Here is a 25,976-nt window from a genome sequence, read left to right as displayed (position 1 = left end):
CGCAGACCGCAGCGCCGCTGCGTACGGGACCGGCGCGGTGACGGCCGGGCCACCGGCCCCCTGGGCGCGCCGGTGGGTGCGCGGTGGTGGGCCCCGGCGCGGTGCGCGCCGCTCAGCCGCCGGCGAGCGCGGCGCGCACCGGGGCGGCCTTCGCGGCGGCCTCGGCGACCTCGGCCTCGGGATCGCTGCCCCACGTGATGCCCCCGCCGGCCCACACGTGCACCCGGTCGGCGTCCACGGCGGCGGTGCGGATGGTCAGGCCCAAATCGACGCGTCCCGGGGCGACCCAGCCGAGCGCGCCCATGCTGGCGCCGCGGCCGACCGGCTCCAGCGCGGCGACGTGCTCCAGGGCGGCGCGCTTCGGGGCGCCGGTGACCGACCCGCCGGGGCAGAGCGCGCGCAGCAGGTCCGCCAGGCCGAGCCCGTCGGCGACCGCCGCGGACACCGTCGACTCCGCCTGCCACAGGTCGCACCACCGGCGTACGGCGAACAGCTCGTCGACGCGGACGCTGCCGGTGCGGGCGACGCGGGCCAGGTCGTTGCGTTCCAGATCGACGATCATCACGTGCTCGGCGCGTTCCTTGGCCGAGGCGAGCAACTCGGCGCGGCCGACGGCGGTGGCCGGCCGGGTGCCCTTGATCGGCCTGGTGATCAACCGGCCGTCGGCCAGCTCCACCAGGGTCTCGGGGCTGGCGCAGCCGATCGCCCAGCCCGCCCCGGCGAGGGTGCCGCCGTAGCGGGCACCGGGCAGCGCGGCGAGCCGGCGCAGGGCCGGCAGCGGGTCGCCGGTGTAGCGGGCGGCGGCGTGACCGACGAGGTTGACCTGGTAGACGTCGCCGCGACCGATCGCCGCGCGGACCGCCGTCACGGCGTCGGCGTGCTGGCGGGGCGTCCAGCTCTCGGTCCAGTCGCCGCGCCACCAGTGCGTGCCGGGTGCCGCGCCGGGTCGCGGCGCGGCCGGTGCGTGGCCGTAGACGACCACGGCGACCTCCGGCAGCGCGGGGACGGGGTTGGCCGCGCCGGCGGGCGCGCCGACGAGGGCCGCGCCGGCGGCGGCGGAGACGTAGAGGGCGGCCCCGCACACCCCGCCCGGGTCGTGGCGCCCGGCGGGGCGGGCCAGCTCGTGCAGCGGCAGGCCGTGCGCGGCGAGGAACTCCTCGGCCCGCGCCGCCGGGTCCCCGCCGTCGGCGGGCCACCACTGCCACCGGGCCCGCTCGACGAGCGTACGGCGGCAGCCGGCCGGCGCCCCCGGCGTATCGACCCCTAACCCTGGGAGCGTTTCCACGCCGTCCGGCCCATCATCCCTCATCCGTTCAGTGGATTTCGGAGAATCCACGCGCATACCTGCTCGATGCGGGCCGGTTTCGCTTGGTACTGTGCGTCACTGGTCATGTGAACCATGACACAGTGCCCCCACAGTCCGGAGATCCCGATGTGCCAGCACCAACCCACCTGCCCCTCCGCCGAAGCGACCGACCGGGAAGCCGCCCGCGTCCTCGCCTGCTTCCCTGAGCAGGGCTGGAGCCTGCTCTGCAACGGTGTCATCGTCTTCGAGGACACCGGCGAACTCCTCCCCGACGGCAGCAGCATCGCCCCGCACCGCGGCCCGGCCCGACACGCCCTCGTCGCCTGACCCTGTCACGCTGCGTCACGCATTCCAGACACGTCGATCAAGGCTAGTCCCCCGGTCGGGACACCCCCCGCCCAGGTCGGCGCACCCGCCGGGGCGGCACCACGACCGCCCCGGCGTCACGCCTCGTCAGCTCTCGAACGCCTCCGGCGCCGGGCAGGAACACACCAGGTTCCGGTCGCCGTACGCGCCGTCGATGCGTCGCACCGGCGGCCAGTACTTCCCGGCCCGCTGCACCCCGGCCGGGTACGCGCCCACCGACCGCGGGTACGGGTGCGGCCACTCGTCCGCAGACACCATCGCCGCGGTGTGCGGGGCGTTGGCGAGGGGGTTGTCGCCAGCCGGCCACTCCCCCGAGGCCACCCTGTCGATCTCCGCCCGGATGGCGATCATCGCGTCGCAGAACCGGTCCAGCTCGGCCAGGTCCTCGCTCTCGGTGGGCTCCACCATCAGCGTCCCCGCCACCGGGAACGACATCGTCGGCGCGTGGAACCCGTAGTCGATCAGCCGCTTCGCCACGTCGTCCACGCTCACCCCGGTCGCCTTCGTCAGCGGCCGCAGGTCCAGGATGCACTCGTGCGCCACCAGGCCCTTGTTGCCCGCGTACAGCACCGGAAAGTGCCCGCGCAGCCGCGCCGCCACGTAGTTCGCCGCCAGCACCGCCACGCCGGTGGCCCGCACCAGCCCCGCCGCGCCCATCATCCGCAGGTACGCCCACGGGATCGGCAGGATCCCCGCCGACCCGTGGCGGGCCGCCGAGATCGCCGGCCGGCCGTCGACGTGCACGCCCAGCGGGTCACCCGGCAGGAACGGCGCCAGGTGCGCCCGCACCGCCACCGGGCCCACCCCCGGACCGCCGCCGCCGTGCGGAATGCAGAACGTCTTGTGCAGGTTCAGGTGCGACACGTCCGCCCCGAACTTCCCCGGCTTGGCGAACCCGACCAGCGCGTTGAGGTTCGCCCCGTCGACGTACACCTGACCGCCGGCGTCGTGGACCTTCGCACACAGCGACGCGATGCCCGTCTCGTACACCCCGTGCGTCGACGGGTACGTCACCATGATCGCCGCGAGGGCGTCCCGATGCTTGTCGATCTTCGCGTCGAGGTCCACCAGGTCGATGTTGCCCCCGTCGTCGCAGCCCACCACGACGACCCGCATGCCGGCCATCACCGCGCTGGCGGCGTTGGTGCCGTGCGCCGACGACGGAATCAGACAGACGTCCCGGTGCGCCTCGCCCCGCTGCCGGTGGTACGCCCGGATCGCCAGCAGACCCGCCAGCTCACCCTGCGAACCGGCGTTGGGCTGCACGCTGACCGCGTCGTAGCCGGTCACCTCCGCCAGCCACCCCTCCAACTGGGAGATCATCTCCCGGTATCCGGCGGTCTGCGCGTCCGGCGCCAACGGGTGGATGTGGGCGAACTCCGGCCAGCTCACCGGCTCCATCTCGGTGGTGGCGTTGAGCTTCATCGTGCACGACCCGAGCGGGATCATCCCCCGGTCCAGGGCGTAGTCGAAGTCCGACAGCCGCCGCAGGTAGCGCAGCATCGCCGTCTCCGAGTGGTGACTGCGGAACACCGCGTGGGTGAGGAACTCCGACGTGCGGGCCAGCGCCGCCGGCAACGCACCCTCGACCGGCGCGTCCCCCACGGCCACCGGCCCACCGGCCACGGTGGCCCCGAACGCGTCGCACACCTTCCGCAGGTGCGCGACGGTGGTCGTCTCGTCGCAGGACACCCCCACGTGCTCGGCGTCGACCAGCCGCAGGTTCACGCCCCGGGCGGCGGCGTCGGCGACGACCGCCTCGGCGCCACCGGGCACCCGCACCAGGACGGTGTCGAAGAACGCCTCGTGCACCACCTCGACGCCGTCCACACCCCGCAGCGCCACCGCCAACCGCACCGCCATGTCGTGGGCACGGCGGGCGATCTCCCGCAGCCCGTCCGGACCGTGGTAGACGGCGTACATGCCGGCCATCACCGCCAGCAGCACCTGCGCGGTGCAGATGTTGCTGGTCGCCTTCTCCCGCCGGATGTGCTGCTCCCGGGTCTGCAACGCCAACCGGTACGCCGGGTTGCCGTCCGCGTCGCGCGACACCCCCACCAGCCGGCCGGGAAGCATCCGCTCCAGCCCCGCCCGCACCGCCAGGTAGCCGGCGTGCGGCCCACCGAAGCCCATCGGCACGCCGAACCGCTGGGTGGTGCCGGCGGCGATGTCGGCGCCGATCTCCCCCGGCGCCCGCAGCAGCGTCAGGGCCAGCAGGTCCGCCGCCACGGTGACCAACGCCCCGACGGCGTGCGCCGCCTCGACCAGACCCGCCTGGTCACGCACCGCCCCAGACGCCCCCGGATACTGCAGGTGCAGCCCGAAGAACTCCGCCGGCAACTCGTCGCGCGCGGTGTCGACGATCCGCACGTCGATGCCGAGCGGCTCGGCCCGGCTGGTGATCACCGCGATGGTCTGCGGCAGGGTGTCGGCGTCGACCACGTACACCGGGCTCCTGCTCTTCGACGCGCGGCGCGCGAGCGTCATCGCCTCGGCCGCGGCGGTGCTCTCGTCGAGCATCGACGCGTTCGCCGTGGCCAGCCCGGTCAGGTCGGTGACCATGGTCTGGAAGTTCAGCAGCGCCTCCAGCCGCCCCTGGCTGATCTCCGGCTGGTACGGCGTGTACGCGGTGTACCAGGCCGGGTCCTCCAGCACGTTGCGGCGGATCACCGCCGGGGTGTGCGTGCCGTGGTAGCCCAACCCGATCATCGACACCACGACCGTGTTGCGGGCCGCCAGGGCCCGCAGCTCGGCGAGGGCGTCGTGCTCGCTGGCCGGCTCCGGCAGGTCCAGGGTGCCGTGCCAGCGGATCACCTCGGGAATCGCCGCGTCCATCAGCTCGTCGACCGAGCCGTAGCCGACGGCCTCCAACATCCGGCGCTCGTCGTCCGGATCGGGGCCGATGTGGCGGGCGGCGAACTGCTCTACGGTCATGGGCGGCGCTCCCGGGGGGCGAGGTCGACAGGTCGGCCTCCCCCTCTGTCGCGCCCGCGAGGCGCTCCACAGTGCCTGCCCACGAGGTCCTTTTGCCTGAGAGGTTCCGGGGAGGATTTGCCCCTTCGGCGCCGCCCTGGGTGTTGCTGGGCGGTCTCTCCCACGTGGGTGCTGCCGGCATGGTCAACGCTACCAGCGCCGGATCACCCACCGGAGGTCGTACCCCCGCGGGGCGGGCGACGGTGCGTCGCCCGCCAGCTCCCCGCCCCCGCCGGGACCGCTACCTGCCGACGCCCGTCAGCGCCGTCGGCACCACGGCGGCGTCGCCGGCCGTCCGGTCGGCCAGCGCCGGCAGCAGCCGCCCCAGCGGCGCGTCGACGGTCAACGCCGCGTACCCGTCGCCCCGCGTCGGCCCCTGGTTGACGATCACCACCGGAATGCCCAGCTTCGCCGCGCGTACCACGAACCGGCGACCCGACATCACCGTCAACGACGAACCCAGCACCAGCAGCAGCCGCGCCCGCGCCACCAGCGCGAAACAGCGGGCCACCCGGGCCGCCGGCACCGTCTCCCCGAAGAACACCACGTCCGGCTTCAGCATGCCGCCCCGGCAGAACGTGCAGTCGACCGTACGGAAGCCGGCCACCTCGTCGTCGGCGAGATCCACGTCACCGTCCGGGTTGACCGCCGCGACGCGCGCGTCGAAGTCCGGGTTCGCCTCCCGCAGCCGCCGGTCCAGCTCCTCGCGCGAGGTCTGGTTGCCGCAGCCCAGGCACACCACCTCGTCGAGGCGGCCGTGCAGCTCCACCACCTGCGGGCTGCCCGCCGCGGTGTGCAGCCCGTCCACGTTCTGCGTGATGATCCCCTCGACCAGCCCGCCGCGTTGCAGCCGCGCCACCGCCCGGTGCCCCTCGTTCGGGACCGCCCGCGCGATCGTGCGCCACCCCAGGTGGCTGCGCGCCCAGTAGCGCCGCCGCGCCTGCGCGTCGCGCGTGAACGCCTGGTACGTCATCGGGGTGTGCCGCCGCGCCGCGCCACTGGGCCCCCGGTAGTCCGGGATGCCCGACTCGGTGGACAGCCCCGCCCCGCTCAACACCACGACACCACCGCCGGCCACCAGGCCGGCCAGCGCGTCGACCGTCTCCGTCACCCGTCCATGCTGCCTCAGGCGACCACCCTCCGGCGAACGCCCGGCGCCCGTCGACCGGCCACGCCGTGGCCCGACGGCGGCTAGGTTGGCGGTATGCGCGTCGTCATCGCCGGAGGACACGGCAAGATCGCCCAGCTGACCCACCGCGAACTCGCCGGGCGCGGCGACACCGCCGTCGGCCTGATCCGCAACCCCGACCACGCCGCCGCGCTGCGTGCCGCCGGCGCCCAGCCCGTCGTGGCCGACCTCGAGCACGTCGGCGTCGACGAACTCGCCGCGCACCTGCGGGGCGCCGACGCCGTCCTCTTCGCCGCCGGCGCCGGCCCCGGCAGCGGCGCCGACCGCAAGGACACCGTCGACCGGGCGGGCGCCGTCCTGCTCGCCGACGCCGCGCAACGCGCCGACGTGCGCCGCTACCTGCTGGTGTCCTCGGTGGGCGTCGACGACGCACCACCCGCCGGCACCGACGAGGTGTTCGCGGCGTACCTGCGGGCCAAGAAGGCCGCCGAGGACGACCTGACCGGCCGCGACCTCGACTGGACGATCCTGCGACCCGGCCGGCTCACCGACGACGCGCCCACCGGGCGGATCACCCTCGCCCGACACGCCCCCTCGGGCGCCGTGACCCGCAGCGACGTCGCCCGGGTGCTGGTCGCCCTGCTCTACCACCCGCACACCGCCGGCGCGATCCTGGAAGTCGTCGGCGGCGACACCCCCATCGCCGACGCCGTCGCCGCCGTCGAGCGGCGCTGACCCCGGCGGCGACGCGACGGCGCTACTCCCCGAGCACGGCACGCAGGTGCGCGCCGAATCCGCGCCCGCGGACCCACCCCCGGCCGGTCCGGCGCGAACACCGTCATCACCGACTGGATCCGCCCGCCGTTGTCCGCCGACGCCAGATGCCGCGCAACTCCCGCGCGATCCCCGCCACCGTCGTCACCCCACGGCGGTCGCGGACCCTCAACCCGGCCCACCGGACCCGCCCCACGCAGCGCGCCGACTGCCGCCACGCCACCTCGCGCCGTGCACCAACTCGTCGCCGGTGTGCCGGTACGTGCCGGTCACACCGGGCATCGACGCGATCCGCAACCGTCACCGGGGAGAAGGGCGGTCCACCCGTGACGACGATCGTGCGACCTCTCAGCCGGCCCGGCGCCGCGCCCGACGCGCCGCCAACTCGTCACCCACCGGCTCCGCCGCCACCTGCGGCTCCACCGACGTCGCCGGCTCCGACGGCAGATGCGACAGAGAACCCTGGATCTCCTTGAACGCCCCGCCGATCGCGATACCGAACACACCCTGGCCACCCTGCAACAGGTCGACCACCTCCTCCGGCGACCGGCACTCGTACACGGTCGTGCCGTCGGAGATCAACGTGATGCCCGCCAGGTCCTCCGCCCCACGGGAGCGCAGCGCCTCGATCGCCTTCCGGATGTTCTGCAACGACACCCCGGCGTCCAGCAGCCGCTTCACCACCTTCAGGACCACCAAGTCCCGGAACGAATACAACCGCTGCGTGCCCGAACCCGAAGCGTCACGCACACTCGGCACCACCAACCCCGTACGGGCCCAGTAGTCCAACTGCCGGTAACTGATCCCCACCGCGTGGCAGGCCGTCACGCCCCGATACCCCACGGCACCGTCACCCTCGGTCGCCCACCCCGGCGGCGCCACACCCGGCTCGTCCAGCTCCGTACCCGGATCGGAATCTCGCGGCTCGTGCATCCGGACAACCTCCCCGCCAGTGCGGTGACACGTCGTTTCCGGGACGTGCACCCCTCGACACGGCAACCCTATAGCCGCCTTGAGGAATTGCCCCGCAGGAGCCGCCGCGACACGCCGCGACACGACAACGAAGATCACCCACAGCACCGGGACATCACCGAACGTGACATCCCGCAGAAGACCGGACTCAGCCGGCGAAGTCCTCCGGACGCACCTGGTCCAGGAACTCGCGGAACTTCTCCACCTCGTCCTCCTGCTCGTCCGGGATCACGATCCCCGCCTCGCTGAGGACCTCCTCCGCACAACGAATCGGCGCACCGACCCGCAACGCCAACGCGATGGAATCACTCGGCCGGGCCGACACCCGCACCCCGTCCCCGAGCAACAGATCCGCGTAGAAGACGTTCTCCTTCAACTCGGTGATCTCCACCGCCCGCAACGGCGCCTTCAACGCCGCCAACACGTCCCGCAGAAGATCATGGGTCAGCGGCCGGGCCGGCTTGACCCCCTGCTGCTCATAGGCGATAGCCGTCGCCTCGACCGCACCGATCCAGATCGGCAGATAGCGGTCCCCCTCGACCTCCCTGAGCAGGACGATCGGCTGGTTGCTCGGCAGCTCCACCCGAACTCCGACCACGCTCAGCTCGCGCACCGCCGCCTCCGTGTCGTTGTCACCTACGCCGCACCGCGCCCTTCCCTGCACGGTACACGGACCGCGACACGGCCGTCCCATGCGCTACCCGCACACGCCCGCGCCAGAAAGGGGTTACCCCGGCAAGCCTACGACACGCTTCCCGGGGAAGATCTTTCCGCACGGCCCCCGCCAGATCACCGACCCAACGTCGACCGCAACCCCACCCGCACCAACGCCGCATGCAACTGCTGCGACAGCGCCACCAACTCCCGCGCCGTCTCCGCAGCCCGCGCCCGCGCCGCCGGATCACTCTGCCGCGCCAACGGCGCCACCAACTGCGCGAACAGACCAACCTCCCGATCCGCCGCCGTCCGGAACGCCCGCAGATGCCGCGGCTCCAACCCGTACGCCGCCAGACCCGCCACCGCCTTCGCGATGATCAACGCATCGTCGTCGTACCAACCCGGCGGATCCGACACCACCACACCGAGGCGCTCCAACTCGCCCAGCGTCGACTCGTCGATCCCGCTACGCGCCACCAGATCCAACCGGCCGAGCCGCACCTGCGGCGACCCGGCCGGCTCCTCCGGCACCCGCCCCGGAACCTCACCGTCCGGACCCACCGCCACCAACGTCGGCCGCTGCCGACCCGGCGACTCCCCGGACGCGTCCCACTGCGCCAACTGGTCACGGATCACCCGCAAAGGCAGATACTGGTCCCGCTGCGCGGTCAGCACGAACCGCAACCGCGCCACATCGTCCCAGCTGTACTTCCGGTAACCCGCCGCCGTCCGCTGCGGCTCCACCAGACCCTCGGCCTCGAGAAACCGCAACTTCGAAATGGTCACGTCCGGGAAATCGACCCGCAGCTGACCCAGCACCTCGCCGATGCTCATCAGCGGACGGGCGCGGGCCGCCTCGGGCGGCGTGGAGGCCGCAGGCTCGTTCACCCCCGGCCGGCCCCCTCCTCGGGACGCGGACCGGCGATGAACACCACCCGGAACTTGCCGATCTGCACCTCGTCACCATTGCTCAACGTGGCCGCCTCGACCCGCTCCCGGTTCACATACGTGCCGTTCAGGCTTCCCACGTCCCGCACCGTGAACGTCCCACCGTCGCGGTGGAACTCGGCGTGCCGCCGCGACACCGTCACGTCGTCGAGGAAGATGTCGCTGTCCGGGTGACGGCCGCTGGTCGTCACGTCGTGATCCAACAGGAACCGGGCACCCGCATTCGGACCCCGGCGAACCACCAGCAGCGCCATACCCGGCGGCAACGAACCGGACATCCGGCTCGGCACCACATCGGTGTCCGGCCCCTCCAGCACTTCGTCGAGCGAGCCGAGATTGAGCGTCGAAGTGACGTCGAGTGGGGGGAACTCGTCGTCTGGGCGCGTCATGGGACCACCTCACGGATCTGTTCGGTCGGCGTCGGGTAATGGCGGGTCTGGCCGCCGGGCACTCCAACACCCGGCGGCTGGCTCCCCGTGCCCGGAAAGGCAATTCCGCAACGCTGAACTATTGGTTCTCGGTCGACTGGGCGAGCCTAGCCAGCGCCGAAATGCAGGGCAACCGGACGCGCGGAACACCCGCCACGCCCGGAGGGGACACACTCAGCTCTCGGTGAGCTCACGATACGCGTCCGCGGACAGCAGGCCGTCGACCGCCGCCGGATCGTCCGGGGTGATCTCCAGCAACCAACCCGCACCGTACGGATCGGTGTTGATCACCTCAGGGGTGTCGCCGAGCGCCTCGTTGCGCGCCGCCACCGTACCGCTCAGCGGGGCGTAGATCTCCGACACGCTCTTCGTCGACTCGATCTCACCCAACGACTCACCGGCCGCCACCACCGCACCGGCATCAGGCAGCTGGACGTACACGATGTCACCCAGGGCGTCCTGCGCGAAGTGCGTGATGCCGACCCGGACAGTGCCGCCGCCGCCACCCGCCACCCACTCGTGCTCGGCGGTATACCGCAGATCCTCAGGAATCACCAGACGCGTCCTTCATCCATCGGCGCACCGGAAACCCGGTGCGAGCCGCGCCGGTCAGGAGACCGGACGGGCGTGTTCCAGCTTGATCGGCGCGTGCAGCGCCGAAACCTCGGCAGCCTCACGATCCTCAACGATCAACTTACCGCCGTCACCCGTCACCGACGCCACCACCCCGCCGGGAATGTTCAAGGCCGTACGCATCGTCGCCGGATCGCCGATCACCGTGATCGTGAACGGACCCGTCAACCGACGCCCGTCCACCACCAACGACCCGCCCTCCCCGTCCAGGAAGAACGTCGACGCGATGATCCGCACCGTCGCCCGGTCACCACCGGAGATCTGCATCGCCTCCGCGCCCGCGCCCCGCAACTCCTGCACCGCGTCCAACACCCGCGACGCCGAGATCGGCTTCTCACCCGCCCCGAACCGCACCGACAACCCCGGCCCCGTCGCCGGCAACGTCCCCGCCAGGATCCCCAACTCGTCGGCCCGCCGCGTCGCCTCCTCCAACGCCGCCTGCCGCCCCTGCTGACCCGAACGCAACTGCCGCTGACTCTCCTCCAGCGTCGCGATGTCCTGCCGCAGCCGGACCTCCCGCGAGTTCAGGTCGTACAGGATCCGCACCAGGTCCTCCTGCCGCGTCGCCGCCACCGTCGGATCCGTCGACGTCGACTTGAACTGCACCACCAGGGTGAACCCCAGCAACGCCAGCAGCGCCGCGATCATCACCCCGGCCGAACTCACCCGCCGCCGCGGCGCCCCGCCACCCCCGGACACCGCCGGCGCGACCACACCCGCCTCGGCGGCCCGGCTCAGATCCACCGTCGCGCCCTCGTCGGGCTCCACCACCGCAGGCTCCTGCACGGGCGGCTCCACCGGCGACGCCGACCGCTCCGGCGCCAACGGGCTCAACTCGTCCGGATCCGGCGCGTCCGGCCGCGGATCGGGCTCCCCCGCCGGACCCGACGGCCGCCCCGGACCCGCCGGCTGCGGCCAACCCGTGCCCGTCTCGGTGTGCTCGTCGCTGCTCATCGCCACCAACCTACGCCCGGAACAGGTGCCGACGGATCGCCGCCACGTTTCCGAAGATCCGCACCCCGAGCACGACCACCACGCCGGTGGACAGCTGACCGCCCACCCCCAACTGGTCACCCAGATACACGATCAGACCCGCCACCAGCACGTTCGAAATGAACGACACCACGAACTGCTTGTCGTCGAAGATCCGGTCGAGCTTCGCCCGCACCCCGCCGAACACCGCGTCCAACGCGGCCACCACCGCGATCGGCAGGTACGGCTGCAACGCCGTGGGCACCGTGGGGTCGAGCCACACCCCGAGGACCACACCGGCGAGCAACGCCAGCACCGCGATCATCGACCACCTCCGGAGGGGCTGGGAGACGTCCTCGAACCGGTCGGCCCAGGACTGACGGAACGGTCCGCCCCCGACGGCGACGGCGACGGGCTCACCGAGGGCTGCGCGTAGCGTAGCCGCGGGTCCGGAGCCGCCGGCAGGGTGAGGTCCTCCGCCTCACGCACCCCGAACGACAACCCCGTGTCCTCAGCCACCTTCCGCATCGTCAACGCGCTGCGGCTGTCCTCGTACCGGTCGCGCATCGACCCCGGACCGATCGCCGACACCTCGTACGGCCCCGTCACCGGCCGGAAGTCCACCAGGATCGCCTGTCCCGCCGAGCGGATCGTCGACATCGCCGTCAACCGCTGACCGTTGATCGCGATCGCCTCCGCCCCCGCCGCCCACAGGTCGTTGGCCACACCCTGCAGATCGCTGTAGATCACCCGGGACGGCCCCACGTCCGCGCCGGTCACCGCGTCCTGGTTCTGCGGCGCGTCCGCCAGGCGCACCACCACGCCGTCACCGCGCACCCGCCCCAGGCCGGTGCCCGCCTCCAGCTGGTGCAACCGCGCCGCCTCCGAGCCGCCCAGCGCCGCCGCCCGCTGCCGCGCCACCTCCGCCCGCAGCTCGTCGGCCCGCACCGACAACCGGTCCGTCTCGGTCTCCCGCTGCTTGATCTGCTCGACCAGGCCGGACCGAGCCTGGCTGCGCCCCGGCTCGGCCTCCAACGTCTGCCGGTACGCCACCGCGAACAGGAAACCCAGCAGCAGCGCCACCACCAGCGTCACGGAGCGCGCCGACCAGCGCCGCCACCTTGGCGACGGCGTCTGCCGCTCCCGACGCCGGGCCGCCGCGTCGGCGTACCCGGGATCCAGCGGGTTGCGGAACAGTTCGGTGAGGAAGTCCGGGGCGTACACCCGGTCGCCGCGTCCCCGACCGTCGCCCGGCGCGCCCGTCATGCCGGCGCTCCCCCGGCCCGAACCGCCCTGACCAGCCGGCCGGCCTGCACGACGTAGAGCGCGCCGGCCACCCAGTAGAGCACCAGGCCCCACCAGGACAGGCCCCAGCCGATCGCCCCGGCCACGGTCGCGGCGCCCGGCACCGCCGCGGCGAGCAGCAGGACCGGGAAGGCGGCCAGCAGCAGGAAGGTCGCGGTCTTGCCGACGTAGTGCACCGGCGGCGGGCCGTACCCGTGCCGACGCAGCACCGCCAGCGAGCCGAGCAGGAGCAGCTCCCGGGCCAGCAGCGCCGCGGTGAACTGCCAGGGCACCACGTCGCGCGCGGTGAAGCCGAGCAGCGTGGCGAGGATGTAGAGCCGGTCGGCGAGCGGGTCGAGCAGCTCCCCCAGCCGGCTGACCTGCCGCATCCGGCGCGCCACCCAACCGTCCACCCAGTCCGTGGTGCCGCCGATGGCCAGCACCACGACCGCCGCGACGTCGGCGTGCGCGACGAGCAGCAGGTAGAGGAAGAGCGGTACGCCGAGCAACCGGATGAAGCTGATGACGTTCGGCAGCGTGAGGATCCGGTCGCCCACGGCCGATCCGCTCGTGCCGGCGGTGGCCCCCGGGTGCTCTTCCCGAGCCGGCGGACGCGACACCGAACCTCCTCCGCGGCACGCTCCGCCGCCCGGCCGAGGACCGGCGGCGCGGAGAACGTGGGCGCTGTCGGGCCGGCTGCCGCCGGCGTCCCCTGCGGCCCCCGTGCGGGACCTTCGCCTGACATCGGCCCGCGATCGTCACGATCACGGGCCGGTTGCGCTGCCACTATATCGGGCCCTCGGTGCCCGCTTCGGCCTCAGGCGTACGCCTCCGGCCGCGGCGGTGCCGTCGCGTGTGGTGCGTCACCACCCGTAAGGCATCCTAGGACACTAGTGGAGAAGCGGAAAGGGGCGGTCCGTCAGGCGGTGCGGGCCCGGTCGACAGGCGACTCGCTCGCGACTGCGGTCGCCGCGCGCTCGAAGGCCACCAACGCCAGCAGCAGCTCGTGCTGCGCCCGACCGGGCATCCGGTCCAGCACGGCCTGCACCGCCCGGTGCCGGCGCTCCTGCAGCTCGCGTAGCAGCGTCTCGGCGGCGGCCGTCGGCATCAGCCGCACCTCCCGCCGGTCGCGGGGATCGGGCACCCGGCGCAGCAGCCCGGTGGCCTCCAACCGGTCGCAGAGCCGGCTCGCCGAGGACGGCACGACGTCCAACAACTCGGCCAGGCCGTTGACGTTGGTCTCCGGCCGGCTGCTGATCAGCGACAGCACGCGCAGCTGCGTCGGGGAGACGGCCATCTGGTGCCGGGACACCGCCGAATCGAGCACACCGACGAGCGCCTCGGCGGCGGCGTCGATCGCCGCGGCGAGATTCGGAGGTCGCTCCACCCGGTGTCCCCTGCGATCGTCCCGCTCGTGTCCTGCCGGTGCGACGACGGCTCTCACCCGTCGCCCCGCCCGGCAAAACCACGCCAGTCCAGGCAGACGACGACCGCGTCGTCGCGCAGGTCGGCGTCCGCGTGCCAGGCGTGCAGTTCGCGCATCACCGTACCAACCGCTTCCGCCGGCGGTTGCAACCGTGTGGACCGCATCGCCCGCGCCATCATCCGCTCGCCGTAGGCCCCGCGGTCACCGGGGTCGGCGGCCCACACCCCGTCGCTGACCACGAAGAGCCGGTCCCCCGGTTCCAGCTCGAACTCCTGGACGTCGTAGCGGGCCTCGGCGAACATGCCCAGCGGCAGCTGCTGCTCCAGATGGATGGGCGTCACCGTGCCGCCGCGTACCCGCAGCAGGTGCGGGGAGCCGGCGTCCACCGCCCGCACCCGGCCCGTGACGGTGTCCAGCTCGAGCAGCAGCGTGGCCACGTACCGGCGACCGCGGTGCTGGTAGAAGACCGTGTCGGAGGCCAACTCGGCCTGCTCGACGAGGCTGCCTCCGGAGCGCCGGGCGTTACGCAGCGCGTTCACGGTGACGGCGGTCAGCAGCGCCGCCGCCAGCCCGATGCCGGCGCCGTTGAGCACCGTCACGGTGAGCCGGTCGTCGTCCACGGACCAGTCGAAGTGGTCCCCGCCGACCGTGTACGCCGGCTCAAGCTGGCCGGCGAGCTCGAACGCCGCGTGGCTCACGCCGCGACCCGGCAACAGTTCCCACTGCATCTCGGCCGCCATGCTGAGCCGCTCCCGCCGGCGGACCCGGCGGTACCGGTCGGTCTCCCGGTCCGCCGCGCGCAGCACGACCGCCAACTCACCGGCGATGTCCGCGGCCCGTTCGACGACGTCCGGGTCGGGCGGACCGGGCAGCTCGACCAGGAGCACGCCCAGCCGCTCCCCCCACACCGACAGCGGCAGGTAGAGCCGGCACCGGCCCTCCTCGTCGGCGTCGGTCATCGGCTGCTGGCTGCTGAAGCAGCGCTGCGCCACGTCGTGACAGGCGAGGAAGCCGCCGTCGGAGAGGTCCGCGTCGAGCACCGGCCAGAGCCCGCTGATCCGGTAGTCCGCGATGAACACGTCCGTACGCGAGGCGCCCAGGACGGACCGGATGGCCCGGTCCGCCGCCTCCACCACCTGGTCGGGCGGGGCCGCACGAAGCGCACGCGAGACCTGGCCCGGTGCCTCCAACATGATCATCCTCCGGAAGCTTGCCGTAGGGCAAGCATCATACGGAGGCCCCTCCCCCGTCCTCCGGGCGGGCGGGCGCACGGCAGGGGCCGGCCGCCGTACTCCGGGCGCGGACGGACCCACGGCGCGGGGGCCCACGTCGCCTCGGGCGATCCCGGCACGGCGACCGGGGCTGCGGCGGCAACCGGGTGGTGCCCAGGAGAGGCAGCCGGATAGCCGCGGCAGCGGCCGGGGCTCGGGCGTCGGCCGGGTGCCGGCCGGGTGGCGCGGTGGCGTCGGTCAGGCCGGCGAGCGGACGGCGAGCCCGCCGTGGAACGCGTCGGGCAGCTGGGCCGGCGGGCCGTCCGGACGCCACCGGGCGATCGGGACGATGCCGTCCTCGGTGGGCGTCCAGCGGCCCAGCAGCGGCACGAACGCGGCCGGCGGGCGCATCCGGAACGCCGGGCCCATCATCGCGAGGGCCTCCGGGAAGCCGGCCAGTTCCTCCGTGTCGAAGTCGACGGCGAGCAGGCTGCCCGGCGCGGTGGCCTCGTAGAGCTCGTCGAGGGTGCGGGCCAGCGTCTCGTCGTCGAGGAACGCGGCCAGACCGAGGAAGACCACCCCGACCGGTCTCCTCCCCCACCCCGGCACGAACCGGTGCAGCTGGGCGCGGTCGACCGTGCCGATGTCGGTCGCGTCGCCGTAGCCGTAGCCGGCCCGGTCGCTGCCGGTCAGCAGGCGCTGGCCGAGGCGGATGGTGACCGGGTCGACGTCGGTGTAGAGAACGGTGGCCTCCGGGGCGACCTCGTGCACGTTGCCCATCGTGGGCACCCCGGCGCCGAAGACGAGGAAGCTGTCCACCCCGCGCGCAACCATCGCCCGCACCGCCCGGCCGAGAAAGGCGCGCAGCTCGCGGAAGACCGGCGCGCACGGCCCGTACGCCTGCTCGAAGTCGCGGGCGGCCGCCACGTCGACCGGGTAGTGGTGCTCCCCGCCGAGCCAGAAATCGATCATCCGCGCGGTGCTCGGCTGGTCCGGCTCAACCATCGACGACGCTCCCTCCCCGGTGGGCGTGGACAGCGTACCCACCGGTCGGCCTGCGCGGTATCGGCCCGCCGACAGGTTCCCGGCCGCGATACTGGCCGGGAACCGGCGGGAGGTGGGCGGTGAACTCGGCGAACGGCGCGGCGGTGGTCGTCGGCGTGGACGGCTCGGACTCGGCGCTGCGCGGCGTGCGGCTGGCCGCCGTAGAGGCGGCCCGCCGGCACCGGCCGCTGCGGATCGTGCACGCCTTCATCTGGCCCCTGCTGCGCGTGCCGGTCGACGCCCCCGCCGCCGGCCCGCCCGGCGCTGGCCTGCGGCACCAGGCGGAGCAGGTCGTCGCCGCCGCCACGGACGAGGCCGAGTCGGCGGTGCCCGGGCTGCGGATCTCCGGCGAGATCATCGACGGCGAGGCCGCCGCGGTGCTGCTCGGCGAGTCGCCGGCCGCCGCGATGATCGTGCTCGGCGACCGGGGGCTCGGCGGCTTCTCCGCCCTGGTGGTCGGGTCCGTCGCGGTGCAGGTCGCCGCGTACGCCGACTGTCCCGTGCTGGTCGCCCGGGGCACCGACCACCCCGAGGGGCCCGTGGTCGTCGGCGTGGACGGCTCCGAGACGGCCCGCCTCGCCGCGGAGTTCGCCGTCGAGGAGGCGTCGGCGCGCGGCGCGGCGCTGGTCGCGGTGCACGCCTACCGGCATCCGACCTCCACCGGCCCCGGGGACATGCGACCACTGGTGTACGACGACACCGAACTGCGCTCCGAGGAGGAGCGGGTGGTCGCCGAGTCGCTGGCGGGGCTCACCCAGCGGTGGCCGGACGTGCCGGTCAGCCGGGAGACCACCCGGGGCCGCCCCACCACGGTGCTCGCGGAGGCGTCCCGTCGGGCCCAGCTGCTGGTGGTCGGCCGGCAGGGGCGCGGGGAGCTGACCGGGCTGCTGCTGGGCTCGGTGAGCCAGTCGCTGCTGCACCACGCCGACTGCCCGGTCGCGGTGATCCGCGCGCCCCGCTGAACGGGCGCAGCCACTAGCGCCGAGAGGTTTGCTGTGGAAACCTCTTGGCATGACTACTGAGCCGATTCTTGCCGGCGGCGATCCCCGCCGGCTGTTGTCCGAGGTTCGCTCCCTGGCGCACCGGGTACGTCTCGACCAACGGATGACCTGGGTCGCGCTGCTCGTGCTGGCCGGAGTGACGTTCGTCGGGATCCCGTTCGACCGGCTCGGCATGACGGTGCACTGTCACCCCGACACCAGCTGCGAATTCGCCCGGCGGGGCGTGCTGTACTACTGGCCGCCGGCGCTCCTGCTCGCCTACGCGGCGATCGCCGTCTCCTACGTGCGGGCTGCCCGGGCACGCGGGCTGGGCGCCCGGGTGTTGCCGTACGTGATCGCCGGCGCCGCGACGACCGTCGTGTTCACCGCCGCGTGGGTAGCCGCGGCCCTGTATTTTCCGAGCCACCCGGAGTCGATGCAGCGACTCTCGTACTGGTGGCTGGTGCTGGACCGGCTGTTCTCACCCTGGAGCATGATCGGTATCGCGCTGGTGGTGCTGGCCCGGATCGAGCGCAACATCGGGCTGCTGCTGTTCACCCTCGTCTACCTGGCTCTGGTGCTGCTGGTACTGCCGATGAACGAGGGCTGGGGACTGGCAGGCTGGGGACTTCAGGCCCGATTCGCGGTGCCGCAAGCCATCAGCGGCGCGGTGCTGCTGCTCGGCGCGTTCGGGTTCTTCACGGCGGCCCGCAGGCGGCAGCGGTGACAGCCGCGCCCGGCATCCCGGACCCGGATGCCGGGCACCCGGTCACCGGGCTGGACGAGGTGGTGCACCAGCGGGCACGGCTGGGCATCCTGACCATCGCTCACGAGGCCCACCGGGTCGAGTTCGGCTACCTTCGCACCCACCTCGAGCTGACCGCCGGCAACCTCTCCAAGCACCTCAGCGTGCTGGAATCGGCCGGCCTGATCGAGGTCGAGAAGGGCTACGAGGGCCGGCGCGGCCGCACCTGGATCACCCTCACCGCCGCCGGCACCACCGCGCTCGCCAACGAGATCGCGCGACTCAAGCAGCTCATCGCCCGCGTCGAGACGACCAACGGGCAGTAGCGACAGCCGTCGGCCGACCAGCCACCCCGGCGCACGGCGACCGTGCGGCGAACCGGTCGCGGGGTTGGTGCCCGCGCAGGCGGGTAGACGACCGCGGTACGCCAACGGCGACGACGACCGGAGGAGGCAGTGATGCCAGGACCACGGCCGGGCAGCAACGCGTACGACAAGCAGCGGGCGCGCATCCGGAACGCGATCGACGATTCGGGACGGCGGGTGCCGGACGACAAGGCCAACGACGTGGCCAACCGGATCCTGCAGTCCGACCGGGGGCAGCGGGGGGTCGTCCGCGGCGAGCGGGTCTACGGCCCCAAGGGCGAGCGCGAACCGGGCGACCCGAAGTGAAGGCGACGCACCTGGCCGACGGGGCGATCGCCGGCGCGGTCGGCAGCACCGCCCTGAACGTGGTCACCTACCTCGACATGGTGCTGCGGGCGCGGCCGGCGAGCAGCACCCCGGAGGAGAGCGCCGGGCGGGTGGCCCAGGTGGCGCACGTGGACCTGGGGCCCGAGGACCGGGCGGCGAACCGCCGCTCGGGCCTCGGGCCCCTGCTCGGCTACGGGATCGGCGTGGCGGCGGGCATCGGGTACGCCCTGCTCACCCGGGGCCGCCGGATGCCGCTGCCGCTGGCCGCCGGGGTGCTCGGCGGTGCCGTGATGACGATGTCCGACGGGTCGATGACCGTGCTGGGGGTGACCGATCCGCGCACGTGGCGCCGGTCGGACTGGCTGGCGGACCTCGTGCCGCACCTCGCGTACGGCGTGGCGGCCGCAGCCACCTGGAACCGGCTGCGGCCGACCGCCCCGGGCCGGGGCTGTTAGCCCCCGGCGCTCTCGTCGTCGGCGACGGGCTCCGTGGCCGGGCCGTACGGGGACACCTGCCCCCGCGGCACCGGCCGCCCCTCGTCGCCGTGCGACGAGCCGCGGTTGAGCGGGTGCCCGGTCGGGCGCGGGCCCTTGCTGTCCTGGCTGGTGGCGCCCTTGTTGTTGCGGCGGAACTCCTCCTGCTGCGGGTTCACCACTGGGTCTCTCCTTCCGGGGTCCGACCGTGTCCGACGTCGGTTACCCGCCCGTCCCGGCCGCATACCCGCCGGGAAGCACGCACGCAGGGGTGGCCGGGCGCAGGGCGGGTACACCCCGAGGATGGGCGACGACCGGAAGGTGGCGCGGGTCCTGCTGGACCGGCGGGGCCGCACGTACGCCGAGGAGGCGGGCATCACGCTCGCCGACCGGCCCGCCCCGCTCTACCAGCTGCTGGTGCTCGCCACCCTGCTGAGCACCCGGATCCGGGCGGGGGTGGCCGTGGCGGCCGCCCGGGAGCTCTTCGTCGCCGGCTACCGGACCCCGCAGGCGATGGAGGCGGCGAGCTGGCAGGACCGGGTCGACGCGCTGGGCCGGGGCCACTACCGCCGCTACGACGAGCGGACCTCGACGATGCTCGGCACCGGCGCCCGGCTGTGCCTGGACCGCTGGCGGGGCGACCTGCGCCGGCTGCACCGCGACGCCGGCGGTGAACCGGCCGGGCTGCGCCGGCTGCTGACGGAGTTCCCCGGCATCGGCCCCACCGGCGCCGACATCTTCCTGCGCGAGGCGCAGGTGGCCTGGGCCGACCTGCGCCCGTACGCCGACCGGCGCGCCCTGGCCGGCGCCAAACGCCTCGGCCTGCCCGGCTCGGCGGAGCGGCTGGCCGGGCTGGTCGACCCGGCCGACTTCGGCCGGCTCGCCTCGGCGCTGGTTCGGGTGGCCCTCGGCGAGGAGTCCGCCGGTGAGATAACCCGCGCCGCCGCCACCTGACCGGTCTACTTGACCGTCTTGTCGCCCGGCTTCGTCAGGTGCCACACCAGCAGCGCCGCCAGCAGCGCGAGCACGACGAGCCCGCCCGACACGCCGCGGCCGTCCTCCTCGCTGCGGCCGGTGGTGCCGAAGTAGATCACCGCGAGCCCGGCCAGCACGGTGACGAACGTCCGCATCCCTCGGTCCTTCACGTACCGGACGGTACGTCCGGCCCCGCGCCGTTCGTGGTGGTTCGGCCCGCCGTCACCCAACCGGGTCGGGGCCGGCGGGAAAGCTGCGCAGCCGGACCCGGCGGATCGTGCGGCCGGACACCTCCACCACCTCGACCGTCAGGCCCGGCAGGTGCACGGTCTCCCCCGGTCCGGTCGGCAGGTGCCGCAGTCCGGCCAGGACCAGCCCGGCCACCGTCGTGTACTCCCGCGACGGCTGGAAGTGCAGGTGCACGCCGACGTCGGCCAGGTCGTGCAGCGGGAAGTCCCCGGGCACCAGCAGCGAGCCGTCCGGTTCCCGGGTCACCCCGGTCACGTCCCGGTCGGTCTCGTCGTACAGCTCCCCGACGACCTCCGCCAGCAGGTCCTCCATGGTGATCATGCCGTCGACCCCGCCGTGCTCGTCGACGACGAGGGCGAGCTGCTGGTGGCACAGCCGCAGCTCGCGCAGCGCGTCGGAGACGGGCAGGGTGCCGGGCAGCAGCAGCGGCGGACGGGCCCGGTCGGCGACCGTCGTCACGTCCGCCCCGACGAGTTCGCGGATGTGCACCACGCCCCGCACCTCGTCGAGCCCACCCGGCCCGACGACCGGGGCGCGGGAACGGCCGGCGGCGGCGAGCCGGCGCAACCCGTCGGCGGCGGGCAGCGTCGCGGGGAGCACCGTCACGTCCAGCCGGGGCACCAGGATGTCCCGCAGCGTCCGGCCGGCGATGTCGAACGCGCCGGTGAGGATCTCCCGCTGCTGCGCGGACAGGCCCCGCTGGCTGACCAGGATCTCCCGCAGCTCGTCCTCGGTCATCTCCGTCCGGCTGGCGCGCGGGTCCCCGCCCGCGAGCCGCACCACCACGTCGGTGGCCTTGCTGAGCAGCCAGACCGCCGGCCGGGACAGCCGGGCCAGCAGGTCCAGCGGGCCGGCGCTGACCAGCCCCCAGCGTTCCGCGCGCTGCATCGCCAGCCGTTTGGGGGCCAGCTCGCCGACGACCAGCGTGACGAACGTCAGCAGCACGGTGACCAGGACGACCGCGACGCCGCGCGCGGCCCCGCCCAGGAAACCCAGCGGCCCCACCAGCGGCTCGGCCAGGGAGATCGCGGCGGCGGCGGAGGCGAGGAACCCGGCGAGGGTGATGCCGAGCTGGATGGTCGCCAGGTACCGGTTGGGGTCGCGGACCAGCCGGGCCAGCCGCTTTCCCGACCGGCTGCGCCGGCCCAACTGCCGCACCTGCCCCTCGCGCAGCGTCACCAACGCCATCTCGCTGCCCGACAGGGCCGCGTTGACCAGCACCAGCACCGCCACCAACGCCAGCTGACCGAGCTGCGCCCCCATGTCAGTCGACCTCCAGGTCGTCGAGGGAGATCTTGTGCGTCATCAGCCACCGGGCCAGCGCCGACATCCCGAACAGCCACAGCGGCGCGGACTCGGTGGTGCCGTTGGTGGCGAAGATCGCGAAACGCAGGTCCGGCGCCCGGTACGCCTCGATCCGCCATTTGTGCTGCCTGTCCCGCCAGACCGCGGAAGGGTCCATGGCGCCACGCTAGGCGACCACCGGCCCCGCCGGGGCGGCTTCACGACCCGGCGGTCACCACGACCCGCGCGTCGTCGGGCAGCCGCCGGGTGACGCCGCGGCGGTCCAGCAGCTCCAGCAGCGGCACCGCGACCCGGCGGGTGGTGTCCAACGCCCGCCGCGCGGCGCTGAGCGTGAACGGCTGGGGCAGCCCGGCCAGCACCCGCACGGCGTCCTCGGCCGCGCCGGGCAGCAGCACCACGTTCTCGGCGAGCCGCAGCAGCGCCCCCGCCCGTACGGCCGCGCCGATCTCCCGGGGACCCAGCCCCAGGTCGGCGAGGTGCTCGGCCTCGGGGGCGCGGAACGGGCGGTCGGCGTACTCGGCGCGGACCCGGGCCACGGCCCGGGCCACCGGTTCCGGCAGCGCGTCGACCGGCGACGCGGTGACCCGGCCGGCGCGCAGCCGCAGCGGCGGCCGGACCAGCGCCTCGACGAGCGCCCGCTCGGGCAGGTCGAGGCGCTGCCGCAGCAACTCGATCGGCGCGCCCGGCTCCAGCGGGTGCTCCCGGGCGTGCCGGGCGACCTCCTCGACCAGCCGGGCGCCGAGGCCCCGCCAGTGTTCCGGGTCGGCCAGCCAGTCGCCGGCGACCGGCCGGCCGGTGACCTCGACGCCGGTGCGGATCAGGTCGGCGGCCCGCGCCAGCCGCCGCCGGCGCAGCTCGCCGGCCAGGTCGGGGCGGCCGTCCACCGTCGCCAGCACGGCCGCGCGGGCGACCGCCGCGCCCCGGCGGTTCAGCGGCGGCGGCGCCACGTCCAGCACGGTCACCCCGCCGGCGACGTGGTGCCGACCCGGGTCACGCAGCAGCGCCCGGTCCCCGACCAGCAGCGGCAGCGGCCGGGCCAGCCGCAGCCGGGCCGTGTCCGGGCCGAGCGGCCGGACCCGGGCCGGCACCGCCGCCGCGCCGATGTGCAGGGTGAGGGTGGCCGGCAGTTGCCCGGTCGGGTCGCCGGCCAGCCGGACGTCCAGCAAATCCGTGCGGTGGAACCGGCCCGGGGTGAGCAGCGCGTCGCCGCGCCCCAGCCGGTCCCGGGGCGTGCCGCGCAGGTTCACCGCCACCCGGGCGACCGGGTCGACCTCGGGCCGGGGCACGCCGAGGGAGTGCAGGCCGCGTACCCGCACCGGCTCCGCGCTGCCGGCCAGCTCCAGTTCGTCGCCCACCCGCAGCCGGCCGGCGCCGAGGGTGCCGGTCACCACGGTGCCGGCGCCGCGCACGGTGAAGGCGCGGTCCACCCACAGCCGCACGGGGGCCTCGGCCCGTGGGGCGGGCAGCCGGGCGGCGAGCCGGTCCAGCGCCGCACGCAGTTGCGGCAGGCCGGCGCCGGTCACGGCGCTGACGGCGACCGCGTCGACCACGCCCAGGGAGGTGGCGGCCAGCTCCGCCCGGGCGCGGGTCGTCGCCGGCCCCGGATCCGCCAGGTCCGCGCGGGTCACCACCAGCAGGCCGTACGACACCCCGAGCGCGTCCAGTGCCGCCAGGTGCTCGGCCGACTGCGGCATCCAGCCCTCGTCGGCGGCGACGACGACCAGCGCGGCGGGCACCGGGCCGACGCCGGCGAGCATGTTCGGCACGAACCGCTCGTGCCCCGGCACGTCGACGAACGCGACCGTCCCGCCCGAGGGCAGCGTGCTCCAGGCGAAGCCGAGGTCGATGGTCATGCCCCGGCGGCGTTCCTCGGCCCACCGGTCGGGTTCCATCCCGGTCAGCGCCCGGATCAGGGTCGACTTGCCGTGGTCGACGTGCCCGGCGGTGGCCATCACGAACACGCCTCAGCCCGCCCCGGGCACCCGCAGCACGGCGGCGCACAGCGCCGCGTCGGCGTCGGCGGGTACGCAGCGCAGGTCCAGCAGCAGCCGCCCGCGTACCACCCGGCCCAGCACCGGCGGGTCCCCGACGCGCAGCGGAGACGCGTACCGCTCGGGCAGGCTGAGCGCCCACGAGGCCAGCTCGACGCCGGGGGCTCCACCGCCGCCGACGACCGCCCCGGCGGGCACCACCTGCGCCTCGCACCCGTCGGCGGCGAGCGCGTCGCGCAGCCGCTCGGTGCGCGCCCGCAGCGCGCCCGGGTCGGCGTGCAGCGCGGCCCGGGTGGGGGTGGCCGGGTCGCCGAGGGTGGCGGCGAGCGCGGCGAGGGTCAGCTTGTCCACCCGCAACGCCCGGGCGAGGGGGTGTCGGCGCAGCCGTTCGACGAGGTCGGCGGCACCCAGCAGCAGCCCGGCCTGCGGTCCGCCGAGCAGCTTGTCGCCGCTGGCGGTGACCAGCGCCGCCCCGGCCCGCAGGGTGCTGGCGGCGTCCGGCTCGGCGGGCAGCAGCGGATCGGGCGCGAGCAGCCCGGAGCCGATGTCGGCGACCACGGGCACGCCGAGGGTGGCCAGCCGCCGCACCGGCACGGCGGAGGTGAAGCCGGTGACCTGGAAGTTCGACGGGTGCACCTTGAGCACGAAGCCGGTACGGGGACCGACCGCGGCGGCGTAGTCGTCGAGCGTGCTGCGGTTGGTGGTGCCGACCTCGCGCAGCCGGGCACCGGTGCTCTCCAGCAGGTCGGGCAGGCGGAACCCGTCGCCGATCTCCACCAGCTCGCCCCGGCTGACGACGATCTCGGCGTCGGCGGCCAGCGCGGTGGCGGCGAGCACCAGCGCGGCGGCGCCGTTGTTGACCACGTGCACCGCGCCCGCGTCGGGCACCGCCGCCGCGAGGGCGTCGAGGGCGTCGCGTCCCCGCCGGGCCCGCCGCCCGGTGCGCAGGTCCAGCTCGACGTCGGTGTGCCCGGTGGCGGCGACGACCGCCGCGACGGCGGCGGGCGACAGCGCGGCGCGACCCAGGTTGGTGTGCAGCACCACCCCGGTGGCGTTGAGCACCGCCCGGGGCGCCGGCGCGGGCAGGCCGGCCAGCGCGGCGTCGCGTACCGCCTCGGGGGTGATCTCGCCCCGGCGGGCGCGCTCCTGGGCGCGGTGGACGGCGGCCTTGACCCGCTCCCGCCCCAGGGTGCCCGCCGCGGCGACCAGCCGGGGGTCGGCGAGCAGCGCGTCGGTGCGCGGCACCCGCCGGCGCGGATCGGCCGCGACGTCCCCCATGGTCCTCACTTCCGCAGCGTGGCGGAGACGGACGGGAATCGAACCCGCCTGGCCCGGATCCCGGACCACACCGGTTTTGAAGACCGGGAGGGGCACCAGCCGCCTGAACGCCTCCACGCAGCAGTGAACCACAGGCCCGGCGGGCGTGCGCGGGAGGGCGTCAGCCCTCGGCGGCGCGGCGCCGCTCGAGGCGCTCCCGCTGCGGCACCACCGTGTACTTCGGATCCTTCGCCGAGGCCACGCCGCCCTCGAAGATGCCGAACCGGGTCGCCACCGAGGCGCCCAGCAGGGCCACCCCGGACAGCGCGGAGAGCGTCCGGCTGCGGTGGCCCAGCAGCGCGCCGGCCACCCCGACCGCCGTCAGGGCCCGCCCGGCGCGCAGCAGTCGACCGGCCCGACCGGTGCGGTAGGGCTCGCTGAGCAGCCCGAGGCGGGTCTCCACCCGGTGCGCGCCGTACAGCTCCAGGGCAGCGCCCGCCACCGCCATCCGGCGGGCGGGCCCGGCCTGCGCGGCGGGCGCGGCGATCAGTCCCACCCCCGCGCCGCTGGCCAGGGCGCTGCCCGCGAAGATGGTCGGCAGTTGCGGGTACGCCTCGTGCCAGGACGGCACCGCCGTGTCGGCCAGCAGCACCCCGGTGTACGTGGCCAGGGCCGGCGCGGTCACCGCGGCGGCCAGCCCGGCGGCGTGCCCGACCGGTGGCAGCGCCCGGCGGACGAGCCCCGGCAGGCCGCGCCCGGGCAGCCACGACGCGCCCTCGGCAACCGCCGCGATCCCGGCGGCCGGGCCGAAGACGCTGAGGATCCACGTGCCCACGGACATGGGCGAGGTGGGCTTGGCCACCCGCAGCATGTGGTGGAACCGGGCGGGCCGCCCCAGGTCCTTGATCAGGAAGACGGTGCTGGCGGTGACCGCCGCCAGCGAAGCGACCCGGCCGGCGCGCCGCAGCGCGGGCCGGCCGGTGAGCTGCCCGCCGGCCGCGAGCAGCGACGAACCGGCGGCCAGCCCGCCGGTGAACAGGTACGCGGCGATGTCCCACTTCCAGACCGGCGCCTTCAGGATGGGACGGCCGTAGTAGGAGGTGAACTCGGCCTCCGGGACGGTCAGCTCCTCGCCGCCGCGCCGGCCCCGCCGCCGCCCACGGACGGCGGGCGTCCCGGGCGCGGG

At 74.6% G+C, this 25,976-nt stretch carries 30 protein-coding genes, 1 tRNA gene, 1 pseudogene and 1 riboswitch; of the genes and pseudogenes, 8 read left to right on the top strand and 24 right to left on the bottom strand.

From position 1 onward, the window contains the following. Nucleotides 1–112 precede the first annotated feature (112 nt). Nucleotides 113–1,336, bottom strand: a complete 1,224-nt coding sequence (locus ACFHW0_RS19810) for a chorismate-binding protein (RefSeq protein ID WP_416609647.1) — start codon at nucleotides 1,334–1,336, stop codon at nucleotides 113–115. A 96-nt stretch (nucleotides 1,337–1,432) separates the two neighbouring features. Here ACFHW0_RS19810 and ACFHW0_RS19805 point away from each other — a divergent pair, with 96 nt between their 5' ends. Next, a complete protein-coding gene (locus tag ACFHW0_RS19805) occupies nucleotides 1,433–1,633 on the top strand; it encodes a DUF5999 family protein (RefSeq protein WP_089000314.1) in 201 nt (66 codons plus the stop codon). Nucleotides 1,634–1,759: 126 nt separating this feature from the next. Here ACFHW0_RS19805 and gcvP read toward each other — a convergent pair whose 3' ends face one another. Together gcvP and ACFHW0_RS19795 are read right to left on the bottom strand one after the other, a co-directional pair. Then, nucleotides 1,760–4,606, bottom strand: coding sequence for an aminomethyl-transferring glycine dehydrogenase (gene gcvP / locus ACFHW0_RS19800; protein ID WP_416609645.1), 2,847 nt, complete (start codon nucleotides 4,604–4,606; stop codon nucleotides 1,760–1,762). Between the two features lie 74 nt (nucleotides 4,607–4,680). Further along, a riboswitch (glycine riboswitch) is annotated at nucleotides 4,681–4,779 on the bottom strand. A gap of 107 nt (nucleotides 4,780–4,886) precedes the next feature. Next, nucleotides 4,887–5,756, bottom strand: a complete 870-nt coding sequence (locus ACFHW0_RS19795; RefSeq protein ID WP_416609643.1) for an NAD-dependent protein deacetylase — start codon at nucleotides 5,754–5,756, stop codon at nucleotides 4,887–4,889. 93 nt (nucleotides 5,757–5,849) lie between these two features. Between ACFHW0_RS19795 and ACFHW0_RS19790 the strand changes: the two genes are divergently transcribed. Beyond that, nucleotides 5,850–6,509, top strand: coding sequence for an SDR family oxidoreductase (locus tag ACFHW0_RS19790; RefSeq protein ID WP_416609641.1), 660 nt, complete (start codon nucleotides 5,850–5,852; stop codon nucleotides 6,507–6,509). A gap of 56 nt (nucleotides 6,510–6,565) precedes the next feature. On the opposite strand, the pseudogene ACFHW0_RS19785 reads toward ACFHW0_RS19790, so the two are convergent. The 13 genes and pseudogenes from ACFHW0_RS19785 to ACFHW0_RS19725 form a co-directional block, all read right to left on the bottom strand. Beyond that, a pseudogene (locus ACFHW0_RS19785) lies at nucleotides 6,566–6,818 on the bottom strand (nitric oxide synthase oxygenase); the annotation flags it as partial. A gap of 78 nt (nucleotides 6,819–6,896) precedes the next feature. Further along, nucleotides 6,897–7,481 carry a MerR family transcriptional regulator gene (locus ACFHW0_RS19780; RefSeq protein WP_416609640.1) on the bottom strand — a complete coding sequence of 195 codons (585 nt, stop codon included), beginning with the start codon at nucleotides 7,479–7,481 and terminating at the stop codon, nucleotides 6,897–6,899. A 187-nt stretch (nucleotides 7,482–7,668) separates the two neighbouring features. After that, nucleotides 7,669–8,133, bottom strand: a complete 465-nt coding sequence (locus ACFHW0_RS19775; RefSeq protein ID WP_101409915.1) for a bifunctional nuclease family protein — start codon at nucleotides 8,131–8,133, stop codon at nucleotides 7,669–7,671. Nucleotides 8,134–8,309: 176 nt separating this feature from the next. Then, nucleotides 8,310–9,011, bottom strand: coding sequence for a MerR family transcriptional regulator (locus ACFHW0_RS19770; protein ID WP_416609843.1), 702 nt, complete (start codon nucleotides 9,009–9,011; stop codon nucleotides 8,310–8,312). 50 nt (nucleotides 9,012–9,061) lie between these two features. Beyond that, nucleotides 9,062–9,514, bottom strand: coding sequence for an FHA domain-containing protein (locus ACFHW0_RS19765; protein ID WP_089000305.1), 453 nt, complete (start codon nucleotides 9,512–9,514; stop codon nucleotides 9,062–9,064). Between the two features lie 213 nt (nucleotides 9,515–9,727). Next, complete coding sequence (gene gcvH / locus ACFHW0_RS19760) at nucleotides 9,728–10,108, bottom strand: glycine cleavage system protein GcvH (RefSeq protein ID WP_416609638.1); 381 nt, start codon at nucleotides 10,106–10,108, stop codon at nucleotides 9,728–9,730. Nucleotides 10,109–10,162: 54 nt separating this feature from the next. Next, nucleotides 10,163–11,140 (bottom strand): DUF881 domain-containing protein, encoded by a 978-nt coding sequence (locus ACFHW0_RS19755; protein ID WP_416609636.1) that lies wholly within the window; start codon nucleotides 11,138–11,140, stop codon nucleotides 10,163–10,165. A 10-nt stretch (nucleotides 11,141–11,150) separates the two neighbouring features. Beyond that, complete coding sequence (locus ACFHW0_RS19750) at nucleotides 11,151–11,483, bottom strand: small basic family protein (RefSeq protein ID WP_089000302.1); 333 nt, start codon at nucleotides 11,481–11,483, stop codon at nucleotides 11,151–11,153. Further along, a complete protein-coding gene (locus tag ACFHW0_RS19745) occupies nucleotides 11,480–12,424 on the bottom strand; it encodes a DUF881 domain-containing protein (protein ID WP_416609635.1) in 945 nt (314 codons plus the stop codon). The genes ACFHW0_RS19750 and ACFHW0_RS19745 overlap by 4 nt, the downstream gene beginning before the upstream one ends. Continuing rightward, on the bottom strand, nucleotides 12,421–13,062 hold the full coding sequence (locus tag ACFHW0_RS19740) for a CDP-alcohol phosphatidyltransferase family protein (protein ID WP_416609634.1): 642 nt from the start codon (nucleotides 13,060–13,062) through the stop codon (nucleotides 12,421–12,423). The genes ACFHW0_RS19745 and ACFHW0_RS19740 overlap by 4 nt, the downstream gene beginning before the upstream one ends. Nucleotides 13,063–13,361: 299 nt before the next feature. Beyond that, nucleotides 13,362–13,829, bottom strand: a complete 468-nt coding sequence (locus ACFHW0_RS19735) for a MarR family transcriptional regulator (protein WP_416609633.1) — start codon at nucleotides 13,827–13,829, stop codon at nucleotides 13,362–13,364. A gap of 53 nt (nucleotides 13,830–13,882) precedes the next feature. After that, on the bottom strand, nucleotides 13,883–15,061 hold the full coding sequence (locus tag ACFHW0_RS19730; protein ID WP_416609632.1) for a PP2C family protein-serine/threonine phosphatase: 1,179 nt from the start codon (nucleotides 15,059–15,061) through the stop codon (nucleotides 13,883–13,885). Nucleotides 15,062–15,337: 276 nt separating this feature from the next. Next, the gene (locus ACFHW0_RS19725; RefSeq protein WP_416609631.1) at nucleotides 15,338–16,084 is read right to left on the bottom strand and encodes an SAM-dependent methyltransferase; all 747 of its coding nucleotides are present in this window, start codon (nucleotides 16,082–16,084) and stop codon (nucleotides 15,338–15,340) included. 119 nt (nucleotides 16,085–16,203) lie between these two features. Here ACFHW0_RS19725 and ACFHW0_RS19720 point away from each other — a divergent pair, with 119 nt between their 5' ends. From ACFHW0_RS19720 to ACFHW0_RS19700, 5 genes are all read left to right on the top strand, one after another. Continuing rightward, nucleotides 16,204–17,085 carry a universal stress protein gene (locus ACFHW0_RS19720; RefSeq protein ID WP_416609630.1) on the top strand — a complete coding sequence of 294 codons (882 nt, stop codon included), beginning with the start codon at nucleotides 16,204–16,206 and terminating at the stop codon, nucleotides 17,083–17,085. A gap of 49 nt (nucleotides 17,086–17,134) precedes the next feature. Then, the gene (locus tag ACFHW0_RS19715) at nucleotides 17,135–17,830 is read left to right on the top strand and encodes a hypothetical protein (protein WP_416609629.1); all 696 of its coding nucleotides are present in this window, start codon (nucleotides 17,135–17,137) and stop codon (nucleotides 17,828–17,830) included. Then, nucleotides 17,827–18,174 (top strand): transcriptional regulator, encoded by a 348-nt coding sequence (locus tag ACFHW0_RS19710; RefSeq protein ID WP_416609628.1) that lies wholly within the window; start codon nucleotides 17,827–17,829, stop codon nucleotides 18,172–18,174. Before ACFHW0_RS19715 ends, ACFHW0_RS19710 begins: the two co-directional genes overlap by 4 nt. A 132-nt stretch (nucleotides 18,175–18,306) precedes the next feature. After that, nucleotides 18,307–18,519: a phosphatidylethanolamine-binding protein gene (locus ACFHW0_RS19705; protein ID WP_101409922.1), complete on the top strand. Its 213-nt coding sequence runs from the start codon at nucleotides 18,307–18,309 to the stop codon at nucleotides 18,517–18,519. Then, on the top strand, nucleotides 18,516–18,995 hold the full coding sequence (locus tag ACFHW0_RS19700; protein WP_416609627.1) for a hypothetical protein: 480 nt from the start codon (nucleotides 18,516–18,518) through the stop codon (nucleotides 18,993–18,995). Before ACFHW0_RS19705 ends, ACFHW0_RS19700 begins: the two co-directional genes overlap by 4 nt. On the opposite strand, the gene ACFHW0_RS19695 is transcribed toward ACFHW0_RS19700, so the two are convergent. Then, nucleotides 18,992–19,192 carry a hypothetical protein gene (locus tag ACFHW0_RS19695; RefSeq protein WP_416609626.1) on the bottom strand — a complete coding sequence of 67 codons (201 nt, stop codon included), beginning with the start codon at nucleotides 19,190–19,192 and terminating at the stop codon, nucleotides 18,992–18,994. The two genes, ACFHW0_RS19700 and ACFHW0_RS19695, sit on opposite strands and share 4 nt — an antisense overlap. Nucleotides 19,193–19,316: 124 nt before the next feature. On the opposite strand from ACFHW0_RS19695, the gene ACFHW0_RS19690 reads away from it, so the two are divergent. Beyond that, a complete protein-coding gene (locus tag ACFHW0_RS19690; RefSeq protein ID WP_416609625.1) occupies nucleotides 19,317–19,967 on the top strand; it encodes a hypothetical protein in 651 nt (216 codons plus the stop codon). 5 nt (nucleotides 19,968–19,972) lie between these two features. Here the strand turns inward: ACFHW0_RS19690 and ACFHW0_RS19685 are convergent, their stop codons facing one another. The 7 genes from ACFHW0_RS19685 to nrfD all read right to left on the bottom strand — a co-directional run. Beyond that, nucleotides 19,973–20,143: a hypothetical protein gene (locus ACFHW0_RS19685; protein ID WP_199184494.1), complete on the bottom strand. Its 171-nt coding sequence runs from the start codon at nucleotides 20,141–20,143 to the stop codon at nucleotides 19,973–19,975. 67 nt (nucleotides 20,144–20,210) lie between these two features. After that, entirely contained in the window at nucleotides 20,211–21,500 is a 1,290-nt protein-coding gene (locus ACFHW0_RS19680) for a hemolysin family protein (protein WP_416609624.1), read from the bottom strand. 1 nt (nucleotide 21,501) lies between these two features. Then, on the bottom strand, nucleotides 21,502–21,699 hold the full coding sequence (locus tag ACFHW0_RS19675; protein WP_089000292.1) for a hypothetical protein: 198 nt from the start codon (nucleotides 21,697–21,699) through the stop codon (nucleotides 21,502–21,504). A 40-nt stretch (nucleotides 21,700–21,739) separates the two neighbouring features. Then, on the bottom strand, nucleotides 21,740–23,503 hold the full coding sequence (selB, locus tag ACFHW0_RS19670) for a selenocysteine-specific translation elongation factor (protein ID WP_416609623.1): 1,764 nt from the start codon (nucleotides 23,501–23,503) through the stop codon (nucleotides 21,740–21,742). A gap of 3 nt (nucleotides 23,504–23,506) precedes the next feature. Beyond that, a complete protein-coding gene (gene selA / locus ACFHW0_RS19665) occupies nucleotides 23,507–24,811 on the bottom strand; it encodes an L-seryl-tRNA(Sec) selenium transferase (protein ID WP_416609841.1) in 1,305 nt (434 codons plus the stop codon). Between the two features lie 19 nt (nucleotides 24,812–24,830). Further along, nucleotides 24,831–24,926: transfer RNA gene (locus tag ACFHW0_RS19660), tRNA-Sec, on the bottom strand. Between the two features lie 45 nt (nucleotides 24,927–24,971). Continuing rightward, nucleotides 24,972–25,976 (bottom strand): NrfD/PsrC family molybdoenzyme membrane anchor subunit (gene nrfD / locus ACFHW0_RS19655; RefSeq protein ID WP_416609622.1); only part of this gene is annotated, 1,005 nt, incomplete at its 5' end.

It is taken from the genome of Micromonospora sp. LOL_025, from assembly GCF_048060285.1.
In the GTDB taxonomy this organism is placed as follows: Bacteria; Actinomycetota; Actinomycetes; order Mycobacteriales; family Micromonosporaceae; genus Micromonospora.
The sequence above is the reverse complement of the archived record's forward strand: the minus strand, read 5'-3'. Positions and strand labels throughout refer to the sequence as shown.

Coding starts and splice junctions, on each gene's coding strand:
- ACFHW0_RS19805 (WP_089000314.1), top strand. CDS start 1,433: ATGTGCCAGCACCAACCCACCTGCCCCTCCGCCGAAGCGACCGACCGG.
- gcvP (WP_416609645.1), bottom strand. CDS start 4,606: ATGACCGTAGAGCAGTTCGCCGCCCGCCACATCGGCCCCGATCCGGAC.
- ACFHW0_RS19790 (WP_416609641.1), top strand. CDS start 5,850: ATGCGCGTCGTCATCGCCGGAGGACACGGCAAGATCGCCCAGCTGACC.
- ACFHW0_RS19780 (WP_416609640.1), bottom strand. CDS start 7,481: ATGCACGAGCCGCGAGATTCCGATCCGGGTACGGAGCTGGACGAGCCG.
- ACFHW0_RS19770 (WP_416609843.1), bottom strand. CDS start 9,011: ATGAGCATCGGCGAGGTGCTGGGTCAGCTGCGGGTCGATTTCCCGGAC.
- ACFHW0_RS19765 (WP_089000305.1), bottom strand. CDS start 9,514: ATGACGCGCCCAGACGACGAGTTCCCCCCACTCGACGTCACTTCGACG.
- ACFHW0_RS19755 (WP_416609636.1), bottom strand. CDS start 11,140: ATGAGCAGCGACGAGCACACCGAGACGGGCACGGGTTGGCCGCAGCCG.
- ACFHW0_RS19750 (WP_089000302.1), bottom strand. CDS start 11,483: ATGATCGCGGTGCTGGCGTTGCTCGCCGGTGTGGTCCTCGGGGTGTGG.
- ACFHW0_RS19745 (WP_416609635.1), bottom strand. CDS start 12,424: ATGACGGGCGCGCCGGGCGACGGTCGGGGACGCGGCGACCGGGTGTAC.
- ACFHW0_RS19730 (WP_416609632.1), bottom strand. CDS start 15,061: ATGTTGGAGGCACCGGGCCAGGTCTCGCGTGCGCTTCGTGCGGCCCCG.
- ACFHW0_RS19725 (WP_416609631.1), bottom strand. CDS start 16,084: ATGGTTGAGCCGGACCAGCCGAGCACCGCGCGGATGATCGATTTCTGG.
- ACFHW0_RS19715 (WP_416609629.1), top strand. CDS start 17,135: ATGACTACTGAGCCGATTCTTGCCGGCGGCGATCCCCGCCGGCTGTTG.
- ACFHW0_RS19705 (WP_101409922.1), top strand. CDS start 18,307: ATGCCAGGACCACGGCCGGGCAGCAACGCGTACGACAAGCAGCGGGCG.
- ACFHW0_RS19690 (WP_416609625.1), top strand. CDS start 19,317: ATGGGCGACGACCGGAAGGTGGCGCGGGTCCTGCTGGACCGGCGGGGC.
- ACFHW0_RS19685 (WP_199184494.1), bottom strand. CDS start 20,143: ATGCGGACGTTCGTCACCGTGCTGGCCGGGCTCGCGGTGATCTACTTC.
- ACFHW0_RS19680 (WP_416609624.1), bottom strand. CDS start 21,500: ATGGGGGCGCAGCTCGGTCAGCTGGCGTTGGTGGCGGTGCTGGTGCTG.
- ACFHW0_RS19675 (WP_089000292.1), bottom strand. CDS start 21,699: ATGGACCCTTCCGCGGTCTGGCGGGACAGGCAGCACAAATGGCGGATC.
- selA (WP_416609841.1), bottom strand. CDS start 24,811: ATGGGGGACGTCGCGGCCGATCCGCGCCGGCGGGTGCCGCGCACCGAC.